Genomic DNA, 19,162 nt, shown 5'->3' on the forward strand with positions numbered 1-19,162 from the left:
AATCAACGCCGCCTGCACCATCCTGATCGCCGTCGTGGCGATCGGCGTCATCATCGCCTCGCTTGCCAACAAGCGGCGTGAGGTGCAGCGCCAGCTCGACGAGCAGGCCGCGCAGCGCGGGTGAAGATGAAAACGCGACCGCTTATTCCCCCGAAACGCCGCGGCTGATCGGGGAAATGAACGGCGTGCTCCAGGTTCCGCCGACGAAGAACGACGACTGGTTGGGGCCTTGCTGGCCGTTGGCCTGCGTTGCCGCCTGATCCGGCTGAATGACGCCGCCGGACAAGGCCAGTCCGCGCCCGGCGTAGGACGCGATGCCGGACAGCCAGATCTTGTACTTCGCTGAATTGGCCTCGGCCTTGTCGATTCGCGCCACGCCCTTCGAAATGGTGGCCTTGATCTCGGCACCGTCGATCGGCAATGTTGCGTCGGAGACATCGTCGAGCGCGAAGAAGCCGCCCTGTTCGGTATGTTTGAGGAAGGCCGGCAGGTTGAGCTTGCTCAACGCACCCGGCCCGAAGGTCGCCGAGACCGAGCCGTCGGCATTGTCGAAGATGGAATCCCAGGTTCTGCCCGGCCCCTTGAGGATCACCGAGACGGTGCCCGTGCCGACCGGCACCAGCCGCGTCATCCCCGCCGCCGTGCCGAAAGCACCGCCGTCGATGTCGGACGCCAGAAGGCGGATTTCGACCTGCGAGCCTTCCGGCTTGCGATCGAAGCGAAGGCTGGTCTGGATGTTGCCGCCGAAGGCCGAGGCATCGGAGATGTCGAAGACGGACAGACCATCCTTGACCTGTGCGGTGGCGGCGACGTCGGCGAGCTGGATCGGCCCCGCCGTGGCGTGCGCCGCCGACAGCCTGAGATCGAGATTGATCTTGTCGGCGAAACTTGTGTCGATTTCGCCAGGCCCCGCTCCTCCGGTCGGCACCAGCGGGGTGAAGGCCGACAGAAACGATCTGAGGTCGAGCGTGTCGAAGGCGAGCGTGCCGGAGATCACAGGTTGTGCTTCACCAAGCGAGAGGTCCAGCGCACCCATCCCCGGATTGTTGTCGAGTGCAATCGCCGTGTTGTCGAACTTGACGCGCCCGCCGGTCGCGGTGATCTTGCTCGAAATGCTGACCGAGCCGATCGCCGCACCCGGAGCGATGCCGGCCTGCGACCATTCCAGGACACGCCGCAGCGAGGGTGCCGAGAACTTCGCTTGACCGTCGAAATAGGTATTTTCAGACATGCTGGCCGTGCCGTCGAACGAGAAGGTGGCGGGCGCCGCCTTGAAGGACAGTGTCAGCGGCGCCGTGCCGCCGGCAAACAGCACAAGCGGTTTGGCCGAGGCGACGTCCAGCGCGACGCTTTCGCCCCGCCAGATGCCGGTTGCCGACAGCGTCGCATTGCTGTTCATCGCCGCCCAATTTGCCTGACCGTTCAAACTGCTCAGGATCTCGACGTCCTTGCCGCCGATGGAGGCTACCATGCGGCCGTCGCGAAACTCGACCGTGCCGAAGGTGTCGGTAGGCAGCTTGTCGAGGTCCGGTTTGGCGGGGTCGGCGTTGACCAGGCCGCGCGCCGTGTCGATGGAGCGCGTGATGCGCCCGCCGGTCGGGACAGCGGGCAGGAAAAGGCCGGCAGGCGTGCGCTGGACCCGGATCGTCGGCCGCACCAGCCGCGCCGTCGAAAACACCACGTCGCCGCGCAAGGCCGCCATGGCGGAAAGGTCGACCTCGACCCGTTCTGCCTCGACCACCGGCGGCGCCTCGGTGTCGGTCCATTGTGACAGCGTCACATCGGTCAGGATGGCGCGGAATGTCGGCCAGACCTCGATACGCGGCGAACCGTCGATGGCGACACGGAAGCCGCTCCACGCACTCATTTCCCAGGCGATGCGGTCGCGCACGATACGGGTGGAGGCAATCAGCGGCAGGGCGGCAACGACCAGCGCGACGACGATCACGGCAGCGCCGATCGCCCATATTCCGCGCCGGATCATAGATGATGGCATATGGCCCCGTATGCTTCCATTCCGACAATCGCCCGACGGGTGTAACCCCGGTCGTCACCACGGCCCCGGTCGTCACCAGGACTTCCGGCCGTCACTACGACTTCAAGTTGTCACTACGACTTAGGGCTGAGGCATTTCAAGTCTTTATGGCCCGGCGATGGCATTTGCGCACATCTGGTCGCATCAGCCGAACAAAATCTTGCTCTGCTGCGCCGCGATATGCATAAGCGATGGCGACCGTGGAGGAACGATCATGGCTGCCGAACAACCGCTCTGGACACCGACGCAAGACCAGATTGACGCAGCACCCTTGACCGCCTTCACCAAGGCCGCCGGAGTGAAAGCCGGCGTAGCGTTTTCCTCGTATTCGCAGCTTCACGCCTGGTCGGTCGAGGACCGTGAAGGGTTCTGGAGCCTGGTCTGGGATTTCTGCGGCATCGTCGGCGACAAGGGCGACAAGCTGCTCGTCGACGGCGACAAGATGCCCGGCGCTTCTTTCTTTCCCGATGCGACACTGAATTTCGCCGGGAATCTGCTGAAGAAGACCGGCTCAGGCGACGCAATCGTGTTTCGCGGCGAAGACAAGGTCGAGCGCCGGCTGTCCTGGAACGAGTTGCACGCGCTGACCTCGCGGCTGCAGCAGCTTTTCCTGTCGCTCAAGGTGAAGAAGGGCGACCGCATTGCCGCCATGATGCCCAACATGCCGGAGACCGTCGCCGCCATGCTGGCAGCCGCCTCGATCGGCGCCGTCTGGTCGTCCTGCTCTCCCGATTTCGGCGAGCAGGGCGTGCTCGACAGGTTCGGCCAGATCGAGCCCGTCGTCTTCATCGCGCCGGATGGCTATTGGTACAATGGCAAGGCGATCGAAGTCGCCGACAAGATCGCCGCGGTCGCGGCCAAGCTCGGCACTGTCCGCAAGATCCTGGTCGTCGACTATCTCGGCACATCGAGCGATGTCGCCGGGATCATCGACAAGGCGGTGGCGCTGGAAGAGGCGCTGTCGCCCTTCGCCGGCAAGCCCGTCGCCTTCGAGCCGCTGCCGTTTTCGCATCCGCTTTACATCCTGTTTTCGTCGGGAACGACCGGCATTCCCAAATGCATCGTCCATTCGGCCGGCGGCACGCTGATCCAGCATGTCAAGGAACACCGGCTGCATGCCGGTCTCACCGACGGCGACCGCTTTTTCTACTTCACCACCTGCGGCTGGATGATGTGGAACTGGCTGGTGTCGGGTCTCGCTTCGGGCGCCACGCTGCTGCTCTATGACGGTTCGCCCTTCTATCCCGACGGCAATGTGCTGTTCGATTTCGCCGATGCCGAGAAGATGACTTTCCTCGGCACCTCGGCCAAGTTCATCGATTCCGTGCGCAAGGCCGGCCTCAAGCCGATCCGCACGCATGATCTGTCCACTGTGCGGGCAATCTCCTCCACCGGCTCGCCGCTGTCGCCGGAAGATTTCCGCTTCGTTTATGACGGCATCAAGAAGGACGTACATCTGGCCTCGGTCTCCGGCGGCACCGACATCGTCTCCTGCTTCGTGCTCGGCGTGCCGACGCAGCCGGTCTGGACCGGCGAGATCCAGGGACCCGGCCTCGGCCTGGCCATCGATGTCTGGGACGACGACGGCAGGCCGGTCCGACAGGAGAAGGGCGAGTTGGTCTGCGCAAAAGCCTTTCCGGCGATGCCGATCGGCTTCTGGAACGACCCCGATGGCAAGAAGTACCGGGCGGCCTATTTCGAGCGCTTCGACAATGTCTGGTGTCATGGCGATTTCGCCGAATGGACCGAGCATGGCGGCCTCATCATCCATGGCCGCTCCGACGCGACGCTCAACCCGGGCGGGGTGAGGATCGGCACGGCGGAGATCTACAATCAGGTCGAGCAGATGCCTGAGATCCTGGAAGCTTTGTGCATCGGACAGGACTTCGACAACGACGTGCGCGTCATCCTGTTCGTGCGCCTGGCCGCCGGCGTGCAGCTCGACGAGGATCTGGAAAAACGCATACGGGCAAAAATCCGTAGCGGCGCGAGCCCGCGTCACGTGCCGGCAAGGATCGTCGCCGTCACCGACATCCCTCGCACCAAATCGGGCAAGATCACCGAGCTTGCGGTGCGCGACGTGGTGCATGGCCGCGCCATCAAGAACAAGGAGGCGCTCGCCAATCCAGAGGCGCTTGAGCTGTTCAAGAACCTGCCGCAATTGGCCGAGTAGCTGCTAATGCATGTCGCTCAAAAGTGGCCCCGGTTTTGAGGCAACGACACGTATGAAAGAGTGACTTCGGAATGGTTAACGAAATATCTCGCTAGAATTTACCTAGATTTCATGAGTGGTACACATTCGTAAATTTTCCGGCGCCCCGGTAAGGAGTTGTTAAGGTCCGGCCTCGATAGTCGCAGGTAACTTGAGGGAGAAATCCCGTTCCTCAGCCCCGAGGATCCGAATTCGCTCAAGCCCCCGTTGTGACAGCAATCCCATCTCTTAAGGCGCCTTTGGGCGCCTTTTTCTTTTTATCGGGATCGAAGCGTGGAGGGCTGATCTATTCCGCGAGCACACGGGTCGATGGAAAAGCGACCTCGACCAAGGTGCCTTCGCCCGGTGTCGAATTGATGGTGAACCGGGCACGGTTGGCTTCCACCATCGCTTTGGTCAAAGGCAGTCCAAGCCCGGTGCCGTCGCCGCGTCCGCGCTTCAGCGCGTTGATCTGCTTGAACGGCTTCAGCGCCTGCTCGATCTCGGCATGGCTCATGCCGATGCCGGTGTCGCGCACCCGCATGACGACGTCGCCCGACGTCTCATAGGCGGTCGAGACGATCACCTGGCCGCCGGCCTGGGTGTAGCGGATGGCATTCGACAGGATGTTGAGCGCGATCTGGCGCACGCTGCGCAGGTCCGCCACCACTTCCGGCAGCCGCGAAGCGAAGCTGGAGCGGATGATGACCCGTTCGCGGTTGGCCTGCGGCTGCATCATCGCCACCGTCTCGGCCAGCGTGTCGTTGAGCGACACCGCCTCATAGGCCATCTCCTGCTGGCCAGCCTCGATCTTGGAGATGTCGAGCAGGTCGTTGACCAGGTCGAGCACATGATTGCCCGAGCGGTTGATATCGCGCAGATAGTCGCGGTAGCGGTCGTTGGCCACCGGCCCGAACTTCTCGTCGACCATCAGTTCGGAAAAGCCGATGATGGCGTTGAGCGGGGTGCGGATCTCGTGGCTGATGCGGGCGAGGAAATCGGTCTTCTGCGAGGACGCGCGCTCGGCCACGGCACGCGCCTGCGTCAAATCCTCTTCGGCCCGCTTCCACTGCGTGATATCGCGAACGACGGCGCAGAAGCCGCTGTCGTTGGGCAGCCGGCCGATGGTCATGAACAGCGGAATGAAGCGGCCTTGCGACTCGCGCCCGATCACCTCGCGGCCATCGTTCATGACACTCGCCACGCCGGGCTCGGACAGTCCGTTGAGATAGTCGCGTGCGGCGCGCTGGCTTTCGATGGCAAACAGCGAAGCGAACGGCTTGCCGGTCACATCGTCGCTGTCGAAGCCGAACAGTGCTTCGGCTGGCCGGCTGATCGATCGGATGGTGCCGTCACGGCCGATCAGCACGACGCCGTCGGTGGCGGTGTCGATAATGGTGCGCATCTCGGCGATGCGCGCCTTGAGCTCGGAAATATCCGGCTGCGTCTGCTCGTCGCCAACCACATGCAGGCTCGCCGGCGCATCATCCTCGCCGGAGCGTCGCACGACCAGCATCAGCGCCTTGCCGTCGCGCCAGGGGACAGAGCGCAAAATGGCCTCGATCGGGAATTCCTGTCCATCACGCGTCTTCAACCGCAGCGCGCGATCGGTGCCGTCGGAAACGCCGTCGTCGGCATAGGGGTCGGCAAACAACGCGCCGAGGCCGCCGGCATCCGCCAGATCGTCGAGCGCCTCGTAGCCGGTCAGGCTGAGGAATTCCTCGTTCGCATAGTGCAACTGGTCTCCGGAATGGATGAGCAACGGCACGGGCAGCTTACCGAGCAGCGACGTGTCCGGGGCCTTGTGTTCATCTCCGGCGGAAAACGCCGACGGCACGAACCCTTCGGCCTTGAGCGGCGGAACCTGCAGGCGAGGGCGCTCGACGCGTATTTCCGCAGCGTCGCCTGCATTGACGGTTTGCTCGGCAACCGCCTGCTCGTCAGGCGATGCGGCTTCCTCGTCGGGCTGCGCCCAATCCTCGCTGTCTTCGGCATCGCGAAAATCTGCTGTCGTCATGCTGTCGTCATCGAGGACGTCATGTGTCGTGTCAGTGGCTTCAGGCTCTTCGCCGGGCGAAACCGCAGCGGTGTTTTCTGGTTCCGCCGCCACGGGGCCACGTTCGTCATCTTGGCCGGCATAGTCCAGCAACGAGCCCGTCACATTCATCCCAGGGGGGGCTTCACGAGCCGCTTCGTCCGGGTGACCGTCAAGCCGTGCCAGATCCTGCTCGTCTTCGGCATCGACATCGGTCTCGGATGGCTCGGCCGGTTCGTTCTCTGGCCCTGAGGCAGGGGTGCCGCCGGTGCGCATCGGGTCGTCGGACGCCTTGACCGGAGCCTCGGTCTCCGCTGCCGACGCCTCAGCAGTCTCAGTCTCTGGTGGCTCGACCGGAGCACTCTCCTTCTTCAGCCGCTCGCCGATTTCGCGGAAGGCGCTGCGTTCCAGGGTCGAGAGGCCCTTGTCGTTGGCTGGCTGCCGATGTTCGGCGAGCCGGATCACCTTGTCGGCAAAGCGCCGCTCCTGTTTCGGCACGATGGTCAGCGCCGGCACCTCGCCCTTGAACGGATCCGATGCCTGAGCGTCCTCGGCCCTGGGCTCCTCAGCCTTCGGCTGTTCGGGCGCGGGTTGGATGACTTGCGGTTCCGGCGTTGCCGGCGCCCGGCCATTGGGCACCAGCGCCATGCCGATGGCCTCCGGATCGACGACCGCGTCGCTGGCGCGGGCGACGCCGAAGCCGCGGAAACCCTCGAAGGCGCGGCTGCGGCCATAGACAGGCAGCGCCGCCAGGTCGACGGGTATCTTCAGATCGGTGCCGACGACCGGCCACAGCACCGAGCGTCCGGACCAGGTATCGCGCCGTTCGAGGAGCCCCGATATCTCGCCCGAGGGGTCGAGGCCGAATGTGGCGGCGACATCCCTGAAGCGTCGGCCAATCACGTCGGCCGCCGGCTTGCCGACGATGTCGGCGAATTCCGGCGACAGCGCGCTGAACTTGCCTTCGGCATCGGTGCGCCAGACGAAGCGCACCGGCGCCGCTGCGCGGTCTATCGCCGAGACGGTCGTCGGCGTGGCCGCGGAGGTGGACTGGACTTCCAGGGCCGCCGGTTCTTGAGGCGCTTCAGGTCCGGACGCAGCTGGTCGCGGCGCCTGTTCCCCTCCGTCCTCGCCGGCGTTGAAGTACCAATGGTCGTGTTGCGCCGGTGTGGGCTCTGCTGCCGCCTGATCGCTATTGGCAGCCGTCGGCGCCTGCCCGATCGCGTCGGTGATCGCATGCGGCTGCGATGCGGCGACGTCCTCGGTCGGCAGTGCGGCGCCTGGTTCCTCGGTCGGTGTCTCGCCACCCTGTTCCGGCTGCGAAGCCGCATCGCCAGCTGGTGCCGCCTCGGCAATGGTTTGCGTGAGGTGTTCGCCCGCAGGGGCTGTGTCGTCGAGCTGGTCCTCGTCGATCACCACCAGCAGATGCCGCTCCTCGGTCAATCTTGCCAGACCTGCCGGGTAGGAGGCCGTGCCGCCCGGGACAAGGCGCTTGACGATGCGGTCGCTCTCGGCTGCGACGTCGGCAACCAGTGCTGCCAGCGTCTCCGGCAGGATGCCCAGTGCCGAAAATCCTTCCGAGGCCGCCTCAACGTTGCCCCTGGCATCGACAAAGGCGATGAAATGACCATCCTCGGTGAAGCCGCTAATGGCGCGCGCGGCGATTTCGCCGGCACTGCGTGACCCTGTCTGAGCCGCCGGCACTGCCAGCATGATCGCCTTCTCGGCGTCCGGCATGGTCACCGCACTGGCCAGGAAGCCGACGGCGCGGCTGGTCATGCCGGTCGCCAGCCGCACCATGATGGCGCGGTCGCTGCCAATCTCGGGAAATCCGCTGGTCGCCATGATCTGGCGCCTGGCGATCACGGGCAACTGCGCCGAGGCGCCTATGATCGCCTCGATGTCGGGATAACCGAACATCGCGGCTCCTGGCCCATTGGCCCAGATCACCTGCTCCAGATCCGCCGACAGGATCGCGATCGCGTCGCCTGCGGCAAAGCCCTGGCGGACCGCGTCGAGCACGGCGACATCAAGGAAGGAATATTCGGACGGCATGCGCTTGGCGGACCTCACGGAGCGGCGATTTTGCAGTTAACGCTTTGTTAATAAAAGCCGGAGGCGCGAAGGTCCACAAGCCAGAACGTGCAAAGGCTGGAATCTGGGCTCTTGGTTAACGGCCCAAAAGAAATTTATGGTGCACTGCAACAAAGATATTGCAATGCACAAAATTTGCCTTTATATTGCCATCATACATGAACGAGACGGCTTTCTGTCAAAGCCGCTGCCGCTGAAAAGGATGGAAAATGTCCAGGACCAAGACCGCCGAGACGATCGAAAACGTTGAATTCCCGAGCTTCGACGCTTCCAAGGCGACTGACCAGATTCGCGCTTTCGCCGAAAAGGGCGTTGAGCAGTCGAAAGAGGCTTATGCCAAGCTGAAGACCGGCGCCGAGGAGACCCAGAAGGCTCTGGAGTCGACCTACGAGACCGCCAAGACCGTTTCCAACGACCTGTCGCTCAAGACCATCTCCGCTTTGCGTGCCAATGCCGAGGCCGGTTTTTCCCACCTCGAAGCCCTGATCGGCGCCAAGTCGCTGTCGGAAGTCGTCGAGCTGCAGACCGCCTTCCTGCGCAAGCGCGTCGAATCGACCGTCGAGCAGGCCAAGGACTTCCAGGCCGTTGCCTCCAAGGCCGCCGAGGACGTCTCCAAGCCGATCAAGACCGCCTTCGAGAAGGCGATGAAGGAAATCAAGGTTGCCTAACATTTGCGCATGATCTGAAGATGCAACAAAAGGTCGCATTTTCTTAAAAACGATCAGGTGTATGATGGCAGCCATCAAGGAATACCCGGTGAGTGGAACCTCCTCCCTCTGCTCCCCGGGGTGACCAGCCAGCACCTCCTCCCGCTGGCTCGGAACAGGAAAAGGCCGGCACCTCCTCCCGCCGGCCTTTTTCTTTGTCCGTCGCCTGGTCCTTGCCTGCGCCTTCTTGCTGGGCGAATGCCGCGCCGATGTGGGGAAGTGACCTTTGCTTTCCAAAAGCCTTGAATTAGAATCCATAAGCCCGTAAGGACGCATCGCCGAACGACAGAGCGGCGGATGAGTTTCTGTTTCGATCCGCTCAGGCAACGTGCCGTTGTAGCTCAGATGGTTAGAGCGCCGGATTGTGGATCCGGAGGTCGCTGGTTCGATCCCAGCCAACGGTACCATCGGCTTTCCTATAGGCCATTGAATTCTTTATAGACTTTCCGGATTCCGGTGAGCGGTCTCGCGGCAATTTTCCATTTTTGTGTTACCTATTGTGGTACAAATGGGGCTGTAGCTCGCTAGGTCATCGCAAAGCTGGAGATGATTGTTGGCGCCGACAGGGATATTGGCGATCCGACCGATTTCCCATGGCCGCACATTGCGTCCGTGTTGCGCGACCTGAAGGCACTTTCGGGCTCTGCCGGCCTATCGACCTGACCGCACCATTACCCGTGCTGACGTGGCGCGACATTGGAACGAGGCCATCAAGCTCGTGACGGCGCTTTCCGACGAGGATTCCCAGCGGAATGCGCCTGTGGATGCGGCCAGCCTAGGCGATCTCGACAAGCAGCTTGGTCGCCGCCTCGAGGTAACTGGTGTTTATCTGTTCTGCCATCGGCAGCGCGTACCAGGCGCTAAGTTCCGCGATCAGGACGTAGTTGCCCTCATCGACTGGCACCGAAGCAAGTCCTCCATCGCTGGCCATAACGATCGCGACGACGCCGTCCGCTCCGTAGGCGATTGCCGCGATCCGTTGAATGCCAGGATTGTCGTAGACGCGAACGTCGAACAGCACGGAGCCAGCCGTCTTCTGCGCAATGTCGGTCACGCGATCAGAGAACGGGCGATTCGAACCACCGGTATCGGCCAGCGATTGCTCGAGTAAAACGAGATCAACGTACTGCGCCCCCATCCGCGTCACTATGGACCCGCTCTTGCAATCGGCAATCCCTACCGTCAGTCTTCACACAGGAAAACATCCTGAGACCCGGTCACGCCAGTAAGCGCGTCCACACCGCCCCAAGGCCGGGACTGTTGGTCCGTTCGAAAAGAAAAGCAGTGTCGCCTCTGCGACCTTCGAGGACCGTTCGACGCGCTGCCGGCCACCCATTCCTTGTGATGCTACGATCAACGCAGCCTTTTGCCAGCAACGTCCGCGAGCCAAACAAGGTGCCTTCGGCAGCACTCTTCGCGAGAAGGAGGCAGCGACTCGGAGCCCAGTGTCCTGTAGGACGACCGTCGATAGTGGCGGACCGGCGGCCAGATCAGCGAGCCCCATCTTGCTTGCACATATGGCTCTCGTTCGGCGACAAAAACCCGCCAAAGCGGGTTTTCCTTCTTGGCTCAACCGGTTTTTCTGAGCTGGCAGCCTTAGGTTGGCCAGACTTGCCCTTGCTCGCGGCATCTTTGGAATGGGCTGCCATCGCGGGTGCGGGGCCGCTGCTCTTGGTCGTTGTTGACTTAGCCGGAACAGCCTTTTTGCAGGGGCTTTCTTAGGAGCAGCCTTTGCAGACGCCGCCCTCTTGGCCTCTTGCTTCGAGGAGAAAATTCCAGTGATGCTGTCGATGGCGGACATGGCAAACCCTCCGTTAAAATCGACCATCAATGCAGCCCATGGCCAAATAGTCCCATCATGCAACCTACGCGTCTTGCTCGATGATCGGGGACGCCATGATCATCGACGGCGGCTGGGCCGCGGACTGACCACACGGGCTTGGCACCGCTTGGGCCGCGGACTCGATAGAGCGGCGGGCCAGCATAACTGATATTCCATCGACGGGTCTGTCTCGGCTCCTCCAAAAAAGGGATGTTGTGCCAGCTTGATGCCGATCGCGCGGGTTCGCATCCGCGGATCGGCATCGGCCGGTCTGGGAGGTCCGGAATGGGGAAGGTGCAATTGTCGCAAGAGGGCGTGGTGTTCGCACTGGCCGTTGCGATGTTCGCCGTCTTCGCGGTCTCACTCAACAATTTCCTGACCGCCGGCAACCTCATAGCGCTGGTGCGCAGCGTCTCGATTCTGGGCATCCTCGGGCTCGGCATGGGGTTGGTGGTGATCGGCCGGGGAATAGACCTCGCAATGGTCGCCACGATGGTGGTCTCGCTGTCGTGGGTCCTGTCCATGGCGCAGTCCGGCACGCCGTTCGATACCGCCCTGGCGTATGGTTTCCTGCTCGCCGTCGCCATCGGTCTGGCGAGCGGCATCCTGATTGCCTATGCGGACATTCCGGCGATCTTCACGACCTTGGCCATGGGGCTGGTGATCTACGGATCAGGACGCGCCTTCCTGTTTGAGATCGACGTGCAGAACTCCCCGACCGGCGTCGAATGGTTCGACTTTCTCGGACGTGGCTTGTTGTTCGGCCTGCCGATGCCGATCGCCGCTTTCGCCGTACTTGCGGCCCTGATTGCCTTGCTGCTGCTGCGCACCCGTTTTGGCCGGTTCGTCTACGCGGCAGGGGACAATCCGCTGGCGGCCCGCATCACTGGTTTGCCGCTAAGGCCGCTGATCGTGGTGCAATATGTCGTGAGTTCGCTGATCGCCTTCCTTGCTGGCATCGTCATGGCGGCGGCTGTGTCCGGCATGAGCACGCGTGTCTACAACTCCACCATGATCTACGATGTACTGCTCGTCGTAGTGCTGGGCGGTATAAGCCTGAGCGGCGGCCGTGGCGGCGTGCGCAACGTGCTGGTGGGAACGCTGCTGGTCGGCGTGTTGCTCAACGGCATGACCATTCTCGACATCACCTACACCACACAAAACCTGATCAAGAGCTTGATCCTATTGCTGGCGATCATGGTGGACAGCTTCATCAACCCCAGGGACGAGCAGACCTCGCAACAAAGCCAAGGGGACATCTGAACGATATCTTGTTTGCGATTCAACGGGAGGAAACCATGAAAATTCGCACTATTCTGGCCGCAGGGCTGATGGCCCTCGGGCTGGTGGGCACCACGCATGCCGATGACGGCTTGGATAACCCGTCGCGCAATCCATTCTACGACGGGCTGAAGGGAAAGCGCGTTGTCTTCATCCCCCTGGCGATGGGGTTCGACCTTACGGAGGGGTGGGCCGCGATCATGCGCAAGCAAGCGGCCGATCTTGGCTATACGCTCGAAATCCGCGATCCGAACTGGAGCACGGATGCGGGTACGCGGGCGCTGACCGCGCTGATCGCCGAGAAACCCGACCTCATCATCGCGCACAATCCCGATGTGCAATCCTACGCTCGCTTGCTGAAGCGTGCCATGGACGCCGGCATCAAGGTGGTCCAGCTCAATCTCGAATCCGTGGTTCCGACCGACGCCTATGTCGGCGCCGACTGGTCGCGGGTGGGCTACATCGAGGCAGATGCGTTGGTGAAACAGTGCGGGGCCGGTTCCGGCAAGTCGGGCAAGATCGCCATCATCCGTGGTCAGCCTACCGCTGCTTCCGACCTTTACGAGCTTTATGCCTATAAGCAAACCTTCGCCAAGGATCCGTCGATCAAGATCGTGTCGGAACAGGCGGCTCAGTATGATCCTGCCAAGGCGCGCGCGATCATGGAGACGGTGTTGCAGCAGCATCCCGACCTTTGTGGCGTCGTCGGAAACTGGGACAACCAGGATGTCGGCGCCGGCGCCGCGATCCAGGCGGCCGGAAAGGCCGACGACGTCTATGTCGTCACCTCCGGCGGCGGCAACCAGATCGGTTGCGACAACATCAAGAAGGGCCTGCTCGACCTGATCATCAGCTACGATGTCCCGCTCCAGGGCAATGCTATCAACCAGCAGATCGTGCAATCGCTGCTGTCGCCAGCCAAGGCCGGAGAGAGCAAGACCTCTTACTACACGCCTCTCACGCTGCTGACGAAGGACAATATCGGTCCGCGTACCTGCTGGCAGCTCGACCAGCTGAAGTAGGCCAACGGAAGACATCAAAGATCATCATGGCCAGCAGCGACACAATTGCCTATCTGCGTTCGCGCTATCTCCCCGATCACCTGATCGGGGAGATCCTGTCGAAACGCTGGGTCGACAATGCGATCCCGTTTTCCGCCCTAGTGCTCACGATCGTGATACTGGGCTCGATCATTCCCGACTTTCTGTCCCTGTCGAGCCTTTCCGACCTCGCCCGGCAGTTCGCCGAATTCGGGCTCGTGGTTCTGGCCCTGACAGTCGTGATGATTTCAGGCGGCATCGACCTTTCGGTCGCTTCCGTTTTCTCGCTGGCCGTCCTGTTCTCGCTGATCGGGGTAAACGTCTACGAGTTGCCAATACCGGTCGTGCTGGCCGGCATCCTGGTCATGGGCATTTGCTGCGGCGCCATCAACGGGCTGCTTGTCGGCTATCTGCGGCTGCGCGCCTTCCTGACCACATTGGTCAGCCTGATCATCTTCCGCTCGATCTATGAGATCGTCTTCGTGAAGATGTCGACGTCCATGATGTCGGGCTTCTCCATGTCCGACCTCTGGCTGTTCATCGGCGAAGGCACGGTGTTCGGTGTCCCGACCTCGCTGGTGATCACGCTGGTTATTGCCCTTGCCTGGCATCTCGTTCTGTCGCGGATGCGTCCTGGCTGGCGGCTTACCGCTGTGGGTGGGGCGCGACGTTCTGCCTTCAACGCCGGCATCGACGTGCGCTTCATGGTGTTCCTCACCTATGTCGCCTCCGGCACCATGTGCGCGCTGGCCGGCTTCCTGTTCGCGGCCAGGCTGGGCAGCACCGGATCAGACACCGGCGTCGGGCTCGAAGTGCAGGCGCTCACCGCGGCCGTCCTCGGCGGCACGGCGATCGGCGGCGGCCGGGGTTCGGTGGCAAAGGCGATCATCGGCAGCCTGCTGGTGCTGATGCTCACCAACGGCCTGATCAACCTCGGCATCAGCGGCCCGATCACCTCGACCATCCTGGGGGTGATCCTGCTCACGGCCGTCTTCGTCGACATGCGCTGGCAGAAGCACCGCCACCGCATTCTCGCCAAGGTCTATGTCTCGCCCGCCTACCTTTCCCTGCCGCCGGCTCCGAAGGTCGACGCACCCGGGTCGCCCTATGTGCTGAACGATCGTTTGCGTTCCGTTGAGATCATCGGGCTTGGGCAGATCGAGGGCCCTGAAGACGTCATCCTCGACTGCGACGACAATCTCTATTGCGGCACCCGGCATGGCGATATTGTCCGTTTCTTCGGTCCCGACCACAAACGTTCCGAAGTGTTCGCGCATATCGGCGGCCATCCCCTCGGAATGGCATTCGATCGCAGCGGAAACCTGCTCGTCTGCATCGGCGGCATGGGTCTGTTCCAGGTTGCCCCCGACAGGACCGTCACCAAACTCACCGACGAGACGAACAGGAGTTGGACGTCCGTGGTGGACGATTCACGTCTTCGCCTGGCCGATGACGTCGACGTCGCACCCGACGGGCGCATCTATTTCAGCGAGGCAACGATCCGTTACGAGCAGGAGGACTGGGCAACCGACGCACTGGAAAGCCGGGCGAGCGGGCGCATGATCTGCTACGATCCGAAGACGGGCAAGACCCACACCGAGATTCCAAAGCTGGTCTTCGCCAACGGCGTCACCATGTGTCCCGACGGACAGTCCTTCATGTTCGCGGAGAGCTGGACCTGTTCCATCAGCAGATATTGGTTCGACGGACCCAAGAAGGGCAAGACCGAGCGCGTCATCTCCAGCCTGCCCGGCTACCCCGACAACATCAACCGGTCCTCGGACGGCAATTATTGGCTGGCGCTGCTCGGCATGCGCGGGCCGGCGCTCGATCTTGCCATGCGCATGCCCGGCTTCCGCAAGCGCATGGCCCGCCGCGTCGCGCCTGATCAGTGGCTGTATCCGAACATCAACACCGGCTGCGTGGTGAAGTTCAACGAGAAGGGAGAGATCCTCGACAATCTGTGGGATCTCGGGGGCCGCAACCACCCGATGATCACCTCGATGCGCGAGCACAGGGGATGGCTGTATCTGGGCGGCGTTTCGAACAACCGGATCGGCCGCTACAAGCTGCCCGATGCCGACCCCAACTGGTGCGCGCAGGATGCCTATTGGGGCCCGCGTAAATGATCGGCGCCATCAAGCAGGCGTGGGCGAACTTCCGTGGCTTCGATCTGACTGGCAGTACGGTGCCGCCGATGGACGGCCCGCTGCGGCCGAATTCGAAGCTCGACGCGGCTCCGGTGCTGCTGGATCTTGCCGATGTCGACAACCTCGTGGTCTGCGGGCAACGGATCGTCTGTTCGGTCGGTCGGGAGATCCATACGCTGGCGCCGACGGCCGGCGATAGCGGGTACGCGCTTTCCATCAGCCGATCCAGAAGCATGGACAAACCGGTGACCAGCATGGCGGCGGGCGCGGACCTGCTGGCTGTCGCCGTCGAAGGCGAGGGTATCCGCATCGAGAGCCCCGACGGTGCATCCTCGGAGTTGATCGCAATCGAGACACTCAATGCGCATTGCGTCACCGCGATGGCTTTCGCCGATCGCTCCACCTTGCTCGTCGCGGTCGGGTCCGACCGCAATCCGGCGCATGGCTGGAAGCGCGATCTGATGACCAAGACGGCGGCGGGATCGATCTGGCGTATCGACATCGGCACACGCACCGCCGTTTCGATCGCCTCGGGGCTCGCGTTTCCATCCGGGATCATCGTGTCGAACGACCGCGTCTTCGTCTCGGAGGCATGGCGCCACCGTGTCCTTTCGATGGGTGTCGACGGTTCACGCCAACAGATCGCGCTGGGCTCGCTGCCCGCTTATCCCGGGCGCATCGCGCCAGCATCGGAAGGCGGCTTCTGGCTGGCCATGTTCGCGCCGCGCAACCCGCTTGTCGAATTCGTCCTGAAGGAGGACGAGTATCGCGCGCGCATGATCGAAACAATCGACCCGGACTATTGGATCGCGCCCGCGCTTGCCACCGGAAGGAGCTTCCTCGAACCCATACAGGGCGGTGCGCGCAAGAAGCTCAACATGCTGAAGCCTTGGTCGCCGACCTGGTCGACGGGCCTCGTCGTGCGCTGTGACAAGGAGATGGCCATGGTGCGAAATTATCAAAGCCGCGCCGATGGCGATGTGCACGGCGTGACCTCACTGTGCGAAGTCGGTGACCAGCTCCTCGTTGGTGCAAGGGGATCGGGAAAGATCGTGGCGATCCAAGAACTGGCGGGGCACATGGCATGACACCGCTCGTCCAACTGCGCGGCGTTTCCAAGGATTTCCGTGGCGTCCAGGCGATCTCGAACGTCGATTTCGAAATCCGGCCGGGCGAGATACACGCCATTCTGGGCGAGAACGGTGCGGGAAAATCGACGCTGATGAAAGTGCTGGCCGGCGTCTATCAGCCGAGCTCCGGCGAGATGCTGCTGGACGGCCAGTCGGTGACGCTGAATTCGCCGTCCGACGCGCTGAACCGCGGAATAGCGATGGTCTTCCAGGAGACCAATCTGGTGCCATCGATGTCGGTGGCGCAGAATATCTACCTTGGCGACGAGAAGCTGTTCAACCGGCTGCGCGGGTTGAACATTCAGGCACAGCGCTATCTGCTGTCGCTCAACTTCTACGTCGATCCCACCGCCCAGGTGTCTTTCCTGGGAGCCGGCAAGAAGCAATTGGTCGAGATCGCACGCGCCGTTCACCACAATGCGCGGCTCATCATCTTCGACGAGCCGACCGCCACGCTGACCCCCGAGGAAAAGTTCCATTTCTTCAATCTTGCCCGCCGCCTGAAGGAAGAGGGCATCGCGATCATCTTCATCAGCCATGCGCTGGAGGAGGCATTGCACCTGGCGGACCGCATCACGGTGATGCGCGACGCCAAGGTGGTCGTGACCGATGAGACGAGCAAGTTCGATCGCGAGCGGATCGTGCAGGCAATGGTCGGCCGCAGCCTGTCCGGCGAACTCTATTCCGGTCAGGCACGCGTGGCGCGGCCGATGGGCAGAAAGATCCTCAGCGTCGAAAATCTGTCGATGGGCAATACGGTGCGCAACACGTCGTTTTCCGTGTTCGCCGGCCAGGTGACAGGCTTGTTCGGACTTGTCGGTGCTGGACGCACGGAAACGATGAAGATTGTCGCCGGGGTGCTGAAGCGCGACTATTTCCACGGCGGCACGGTGCGCTTCGAAGGCAGGCCCGTCCGCTACCGGACGCCGCGGCCGGCGGTGCGTGACGGCATCGTATATGTCACCGAGGACCGCAAGATCGAGGGTTTCTTCGAAACCATGACGATCGCCGGCAACATCCAGCTCGGACACCTTGCCAAAGGCAACAACCTTCTGACGCCGGTCGTTCCGCGGCAGGGCCGGGAACTGGCTGTCGAGTGGACGAAGCGGCTCGGCGTCAAGGCGATCGATGCCGATGCCCGCGTCATCGAACTCTCCGGCGGCAATCAGCAGAAGGTGGTTCTGGCCAAGGCGCTGATCCAGAAGCCCAAGCTGGTGATCCTCGATGAGCCGACACGCGGGGTCGACGTCGGAACCATCGTCGAGATTCACAACTTCATCAACGAGCTTGCCGACAGCGGCATGGCCGTGGTGGTGATTTCGTCCTACCTGCCCGAGATCAAGACGCTGTCAGACCGGATCCTTGTGGCGAGGCAGGGGCGGATCGTCGAGGAGATGGACATCGACGAGGCAACCGAAAGCCGGATCATGTATGCGGCCGTCCACTGAGTTCGCCATGGCTTGCCGCGGGTTGGCAAGGAAAGATGCGCGCACGCTTTAATGCTGATGCTCGGCGTTTTTACCACCTGTTGGTGGGAACGACGAACATCTGCGCGATCTGGACGTGAGGAGGCTGATCCAATGCGAATAAGACACACCGGGCGATGTCTTCGGGGTCGAGCGCCATTCCGAACCGCTCGAAATATTCCTGGGCCGCCTCCTCGTCGCCGCGAAGGCGGGACGCGACGATGTTGGTGCGGGTGAGCCCCGGCAAGATCTCGATCACGCGGATGGCGGTCTCTGCCAATTCGCCGCGAATGATGTCGCTTAGCATATGCACGCCGGCCTTGCTGGCGGAGTAGGGCGCCTGGTCCGGCACCATGCGGATGGCGCTGATGGAGCTCATGTTGACGATGTCGCCACGACCGCGCTCGACCATTCCCGGCAGGATCGCCCGCGTCACGCGCATCAGGCCGATGAGGTTGGTCTCGATGATCGCCGCCCAATCGTCGGCCGAGCCGATGTCGAAGCGGGTACGCCCGCCGATGTCATGACCGGCATTGTTGACCAGTATGTCGATGTCGCGGAATTCCGGCGGCAAGCGCTCGAGGCAGGTGGCTACTGCATTGCCGTCGGTGATGTCGAGGTGGAGCGGGAAGACGCCGGCGCCAAGCTCGCCAGCCAACACGGCGAGGCTGTCTTCCTCGCGATCCGCCAGCACGATGCGGCAGCCCTTGCCATGAAGGCTCAGGCAAACCGCTCGTCCGATGCCGCTCGCGGCACCGGTGATGAAAGCGATCCTTTGCCGGTCGTCGTTCATGCTCGGACTTCAGCGCTGCGCAGACGCTTCTTCAGCATCGAACTCGGCGAAGGCCTCGCGCGCGATGCGGAACGAGTCCACCCCGGCGGGCACTCCGGCATAGATCGCCACCTGCAAGAGGACTTCGCGGATCTCTTCGCGGCTGACGCCATTCCGCAGGGCGCCTTTGGTGTGCATCTTGAGCTCGTGCGGCCTGTTGAGGCAACTGAGCATGGCAAGGTTCAGCATCGAGCGCGTCTTGCGTGGCAGTTCCTCGCGACCCCAGACTGCACCCCAGCAATACTCGGTCACGAGCTCCTGCATGGGACGGTTGAAGTCGTCCGCCGCGGCAAACGACTTCTCGACGAACTCCTTGCCCAGCACTTCCTTGCGGATCGCCAAACCGCGTTCGAGGACTTCCTTAGACATATGAACTGCT

General features: G+C 62.5%; 12 protein-coding genes, 1 tRNA gene and 1 pseudogene. 9 read left to right on the forward strand and 5 right to left on the reverse strand.

The features are described from left to right. A pseudogene (locus EN955_RS10900) lies at positions 1 to 124 on the forward strand (putrescine ABC transporter permease PotI); the annotation flags it as partial. Between the two features lie 18 nt (positions 125 to 142). Here the strand turns inward: EN955_RS10900 and EN955_RS10905 are convergent. Continuing rightward, positions 143 to 1,996 carry an AsmA family protein gene (locus EN955_RS10905; RefSeq protein ID WP_024505753.1) on the reverse strand — a complete coding sequence of 618 codons (1,854 nt, stop codon included), beginning with the start codon at positions 1,994 to 1,996 and terminating at the stop codon, positions 143 to 145. 253 nt (positions 1,997 to 2,249) lie between these two features. On the opposite strand from EN955_RS10905, the gene EN955_RS10910 reads away from it, so the two are divergent. After that, on the forward strand, positions 2,250 to 4,208 hold the full coding sequence (locus EN955_RS10910) for an acetoacetate--CoA ligase (RefSeq protein ID WP_024505752.1): 1,959 nt from the start codon (positions 2,250 to 2,252) through the stop codon (positions 4,206 to 4,208). A gap of 325 nt (positions 4,209 to 4,533) precedes the next feature. On the opposite strand, the gene EN955_RS10915 is transcribed toward EN955_RS10910, so the two are convergent. Then, entirely contained in the window at positions 4,534 to 8,316 is a 3,783-nt protein-coding gene (locus EN955_RS10915; protein ID WP_024505137.1) for a PAS domain S-box protein, read from the reverse strand. Positions 8,317 to 8,564: 248 nt separating this feature from the next. Here EN955_RS10915 and EN955_RS10920 point away from each other — a divergent pair, with 248 nt between their 5' ends. Together EN955_RS10920 and EN955_RS10925 are read left to right on the forward strand one after the other, a co-directional pair. Beyond that, positions 8,565 to 9,023: a phasin gene (locus EN955_RS10920; RefSeq protein WP_013530255.1), complete on the forward strand. Its 459-nt coding sequence runs from the start codon at positions 8,565 to 8,567 to the stop codon at positions 9,021 to 9,023. 369 nt (positions 9,024 to 9,392) lie between these two features. Then, positions 9,393 to 9,469: transfer RNA gene (locus tag EN955_RS10925), tRNA-His, on the forward strand. Between the two features lie 368 nt (positions 9,470 to 9,837). On the opposite strand, the gene EN955_RS10935 is transcribed toward EN955_RS10925, so the two are convergent. Then, entirely contained in the window at positions 9,838 to 10,200 is a 363-nt protein-coding gene (locus EN955_RS10935) for a hypothetical protein (protein WP_024505138.1), read from the reverse strand. Between the two features lie 969 nt (positions 10,201 to 11,169). On the opposite strand from EN955_RS10935, the gene EN955_RS10940 reads away from it, so the two are divergent. From EN955_RS10940 to EN955_RS10960, 5 genes are read left to right on the forward strand one after another with little or no spacing between them, the layout of a single operon-like run. Continuing rightward, positions 11,170 to 12,147 carry an ABC transporter permease gene (locus EN955_RS10940; protein ID WP_024505139.1) on the forward strand — a complete coding sequence of 326 codons (978 nt, stop codon included), beginning with the start codon at positions 11,170 to 11,172 and terminating at the stop codon, positions 12,145 to 12,147. A 35-nt stretch (positions 12,148 to 12,182) separates the two neighbouring features. After that, positions 12,183 to 13,187, forward strand: coding sequence for a sugar ABC transporter substrate-binding protein (locus tag EN955_RS10945; RefSeq protein WP_024505140.1), 1,005 nt, complete (start codon positions 12,183 to 12,185; stop codon positions 13,185 to 13,187). Positions 13,188 to 13,213: 26 nt separating this feature from the next. Next, positions 13,214 to 15,334 (forward strand): SMP-30/gluconolactonase/LRE family protein, encoded by a 2,121-nt coding sequence (locus EN955_RS10950; protein ID WP_024505141.1) that lies wholly within the window; start codon positions 13,214 to 13,216, stop codon positions 15,332 to 15,334. Further along, positions 15,331 to 16,443, forward strand: coding sequence for a hypothetical protein (locus EN955_RS10955; protein ID WP_024505142.1), 1,113 nt, complete (start codon positions 15,331 to 15,333; stop codon positions 16,441 to 16,443). The genes EN955_RS10950 and EN955_RS10955 overlap by 4 nt, the downstream gene beginning before the upstream one ends. After that, positions 16,440 to 17,933, forward strand: a complete 1,494-nt coding sequence (locus EN955_RS10960) for a sugar ABC transporter ATP-binding protein (RefSeq protein WP_024505143.1) — start codon at positions 16,440 to 16,442, stop codon at positions 17,931 to 17,933. Before EN955_RS10955 ends, EN955_RS10960 begins: the two co-directional genes overlap by 4 nt. Positions 17,934 to 18,003: 70 nt before the next feature. On the opposite strand, the gene EN955_RS10965 is transcribed toward EN955_RS10960, so the two are convergent. Both EN955_RS10965 and EN955_RS10970 read right to left on the reverse strand, forming a co-directional pair. Next, on the reverse strand, positions 18,004 to 18,744 hold the full coding sequence (locus tag EN955_RS10965; protein WP_024505144.1) for an SDR family oxidoreductase: 741 nt from the start codon (positions 18,742 to 18,744) through the stop codon (positions 18,004 to 18,006). A 9-nt stretch (positions 18,745 to 18,753) separates the two neighbouring features. Then, positions 18,754 to 19,152, reverse strand: a complete 399-nt coding sequence (locus EN955_RS10970; protein ID WP_024505145.1) for a carboxymuconolactone decarboxylase family protein — start codon at positions 19,150 to 19,152, stop codon at positions 18,754 to 18,756. Between the last annotated feature and the right edge of the window lie 10 nt (positions 19,153 to 19,162).

This window comes from Mesorhizobium sp. M7A.F.Ca.CA.001.04.2.1 (assembly GCF_003998485.1).
GTDB lineage: Bacteria > Pseudomonadota > Alphaproteobacteria > Rhizobiales > Rhizobiaceae > Mesorhizobium > Mesorhizobium ciceri.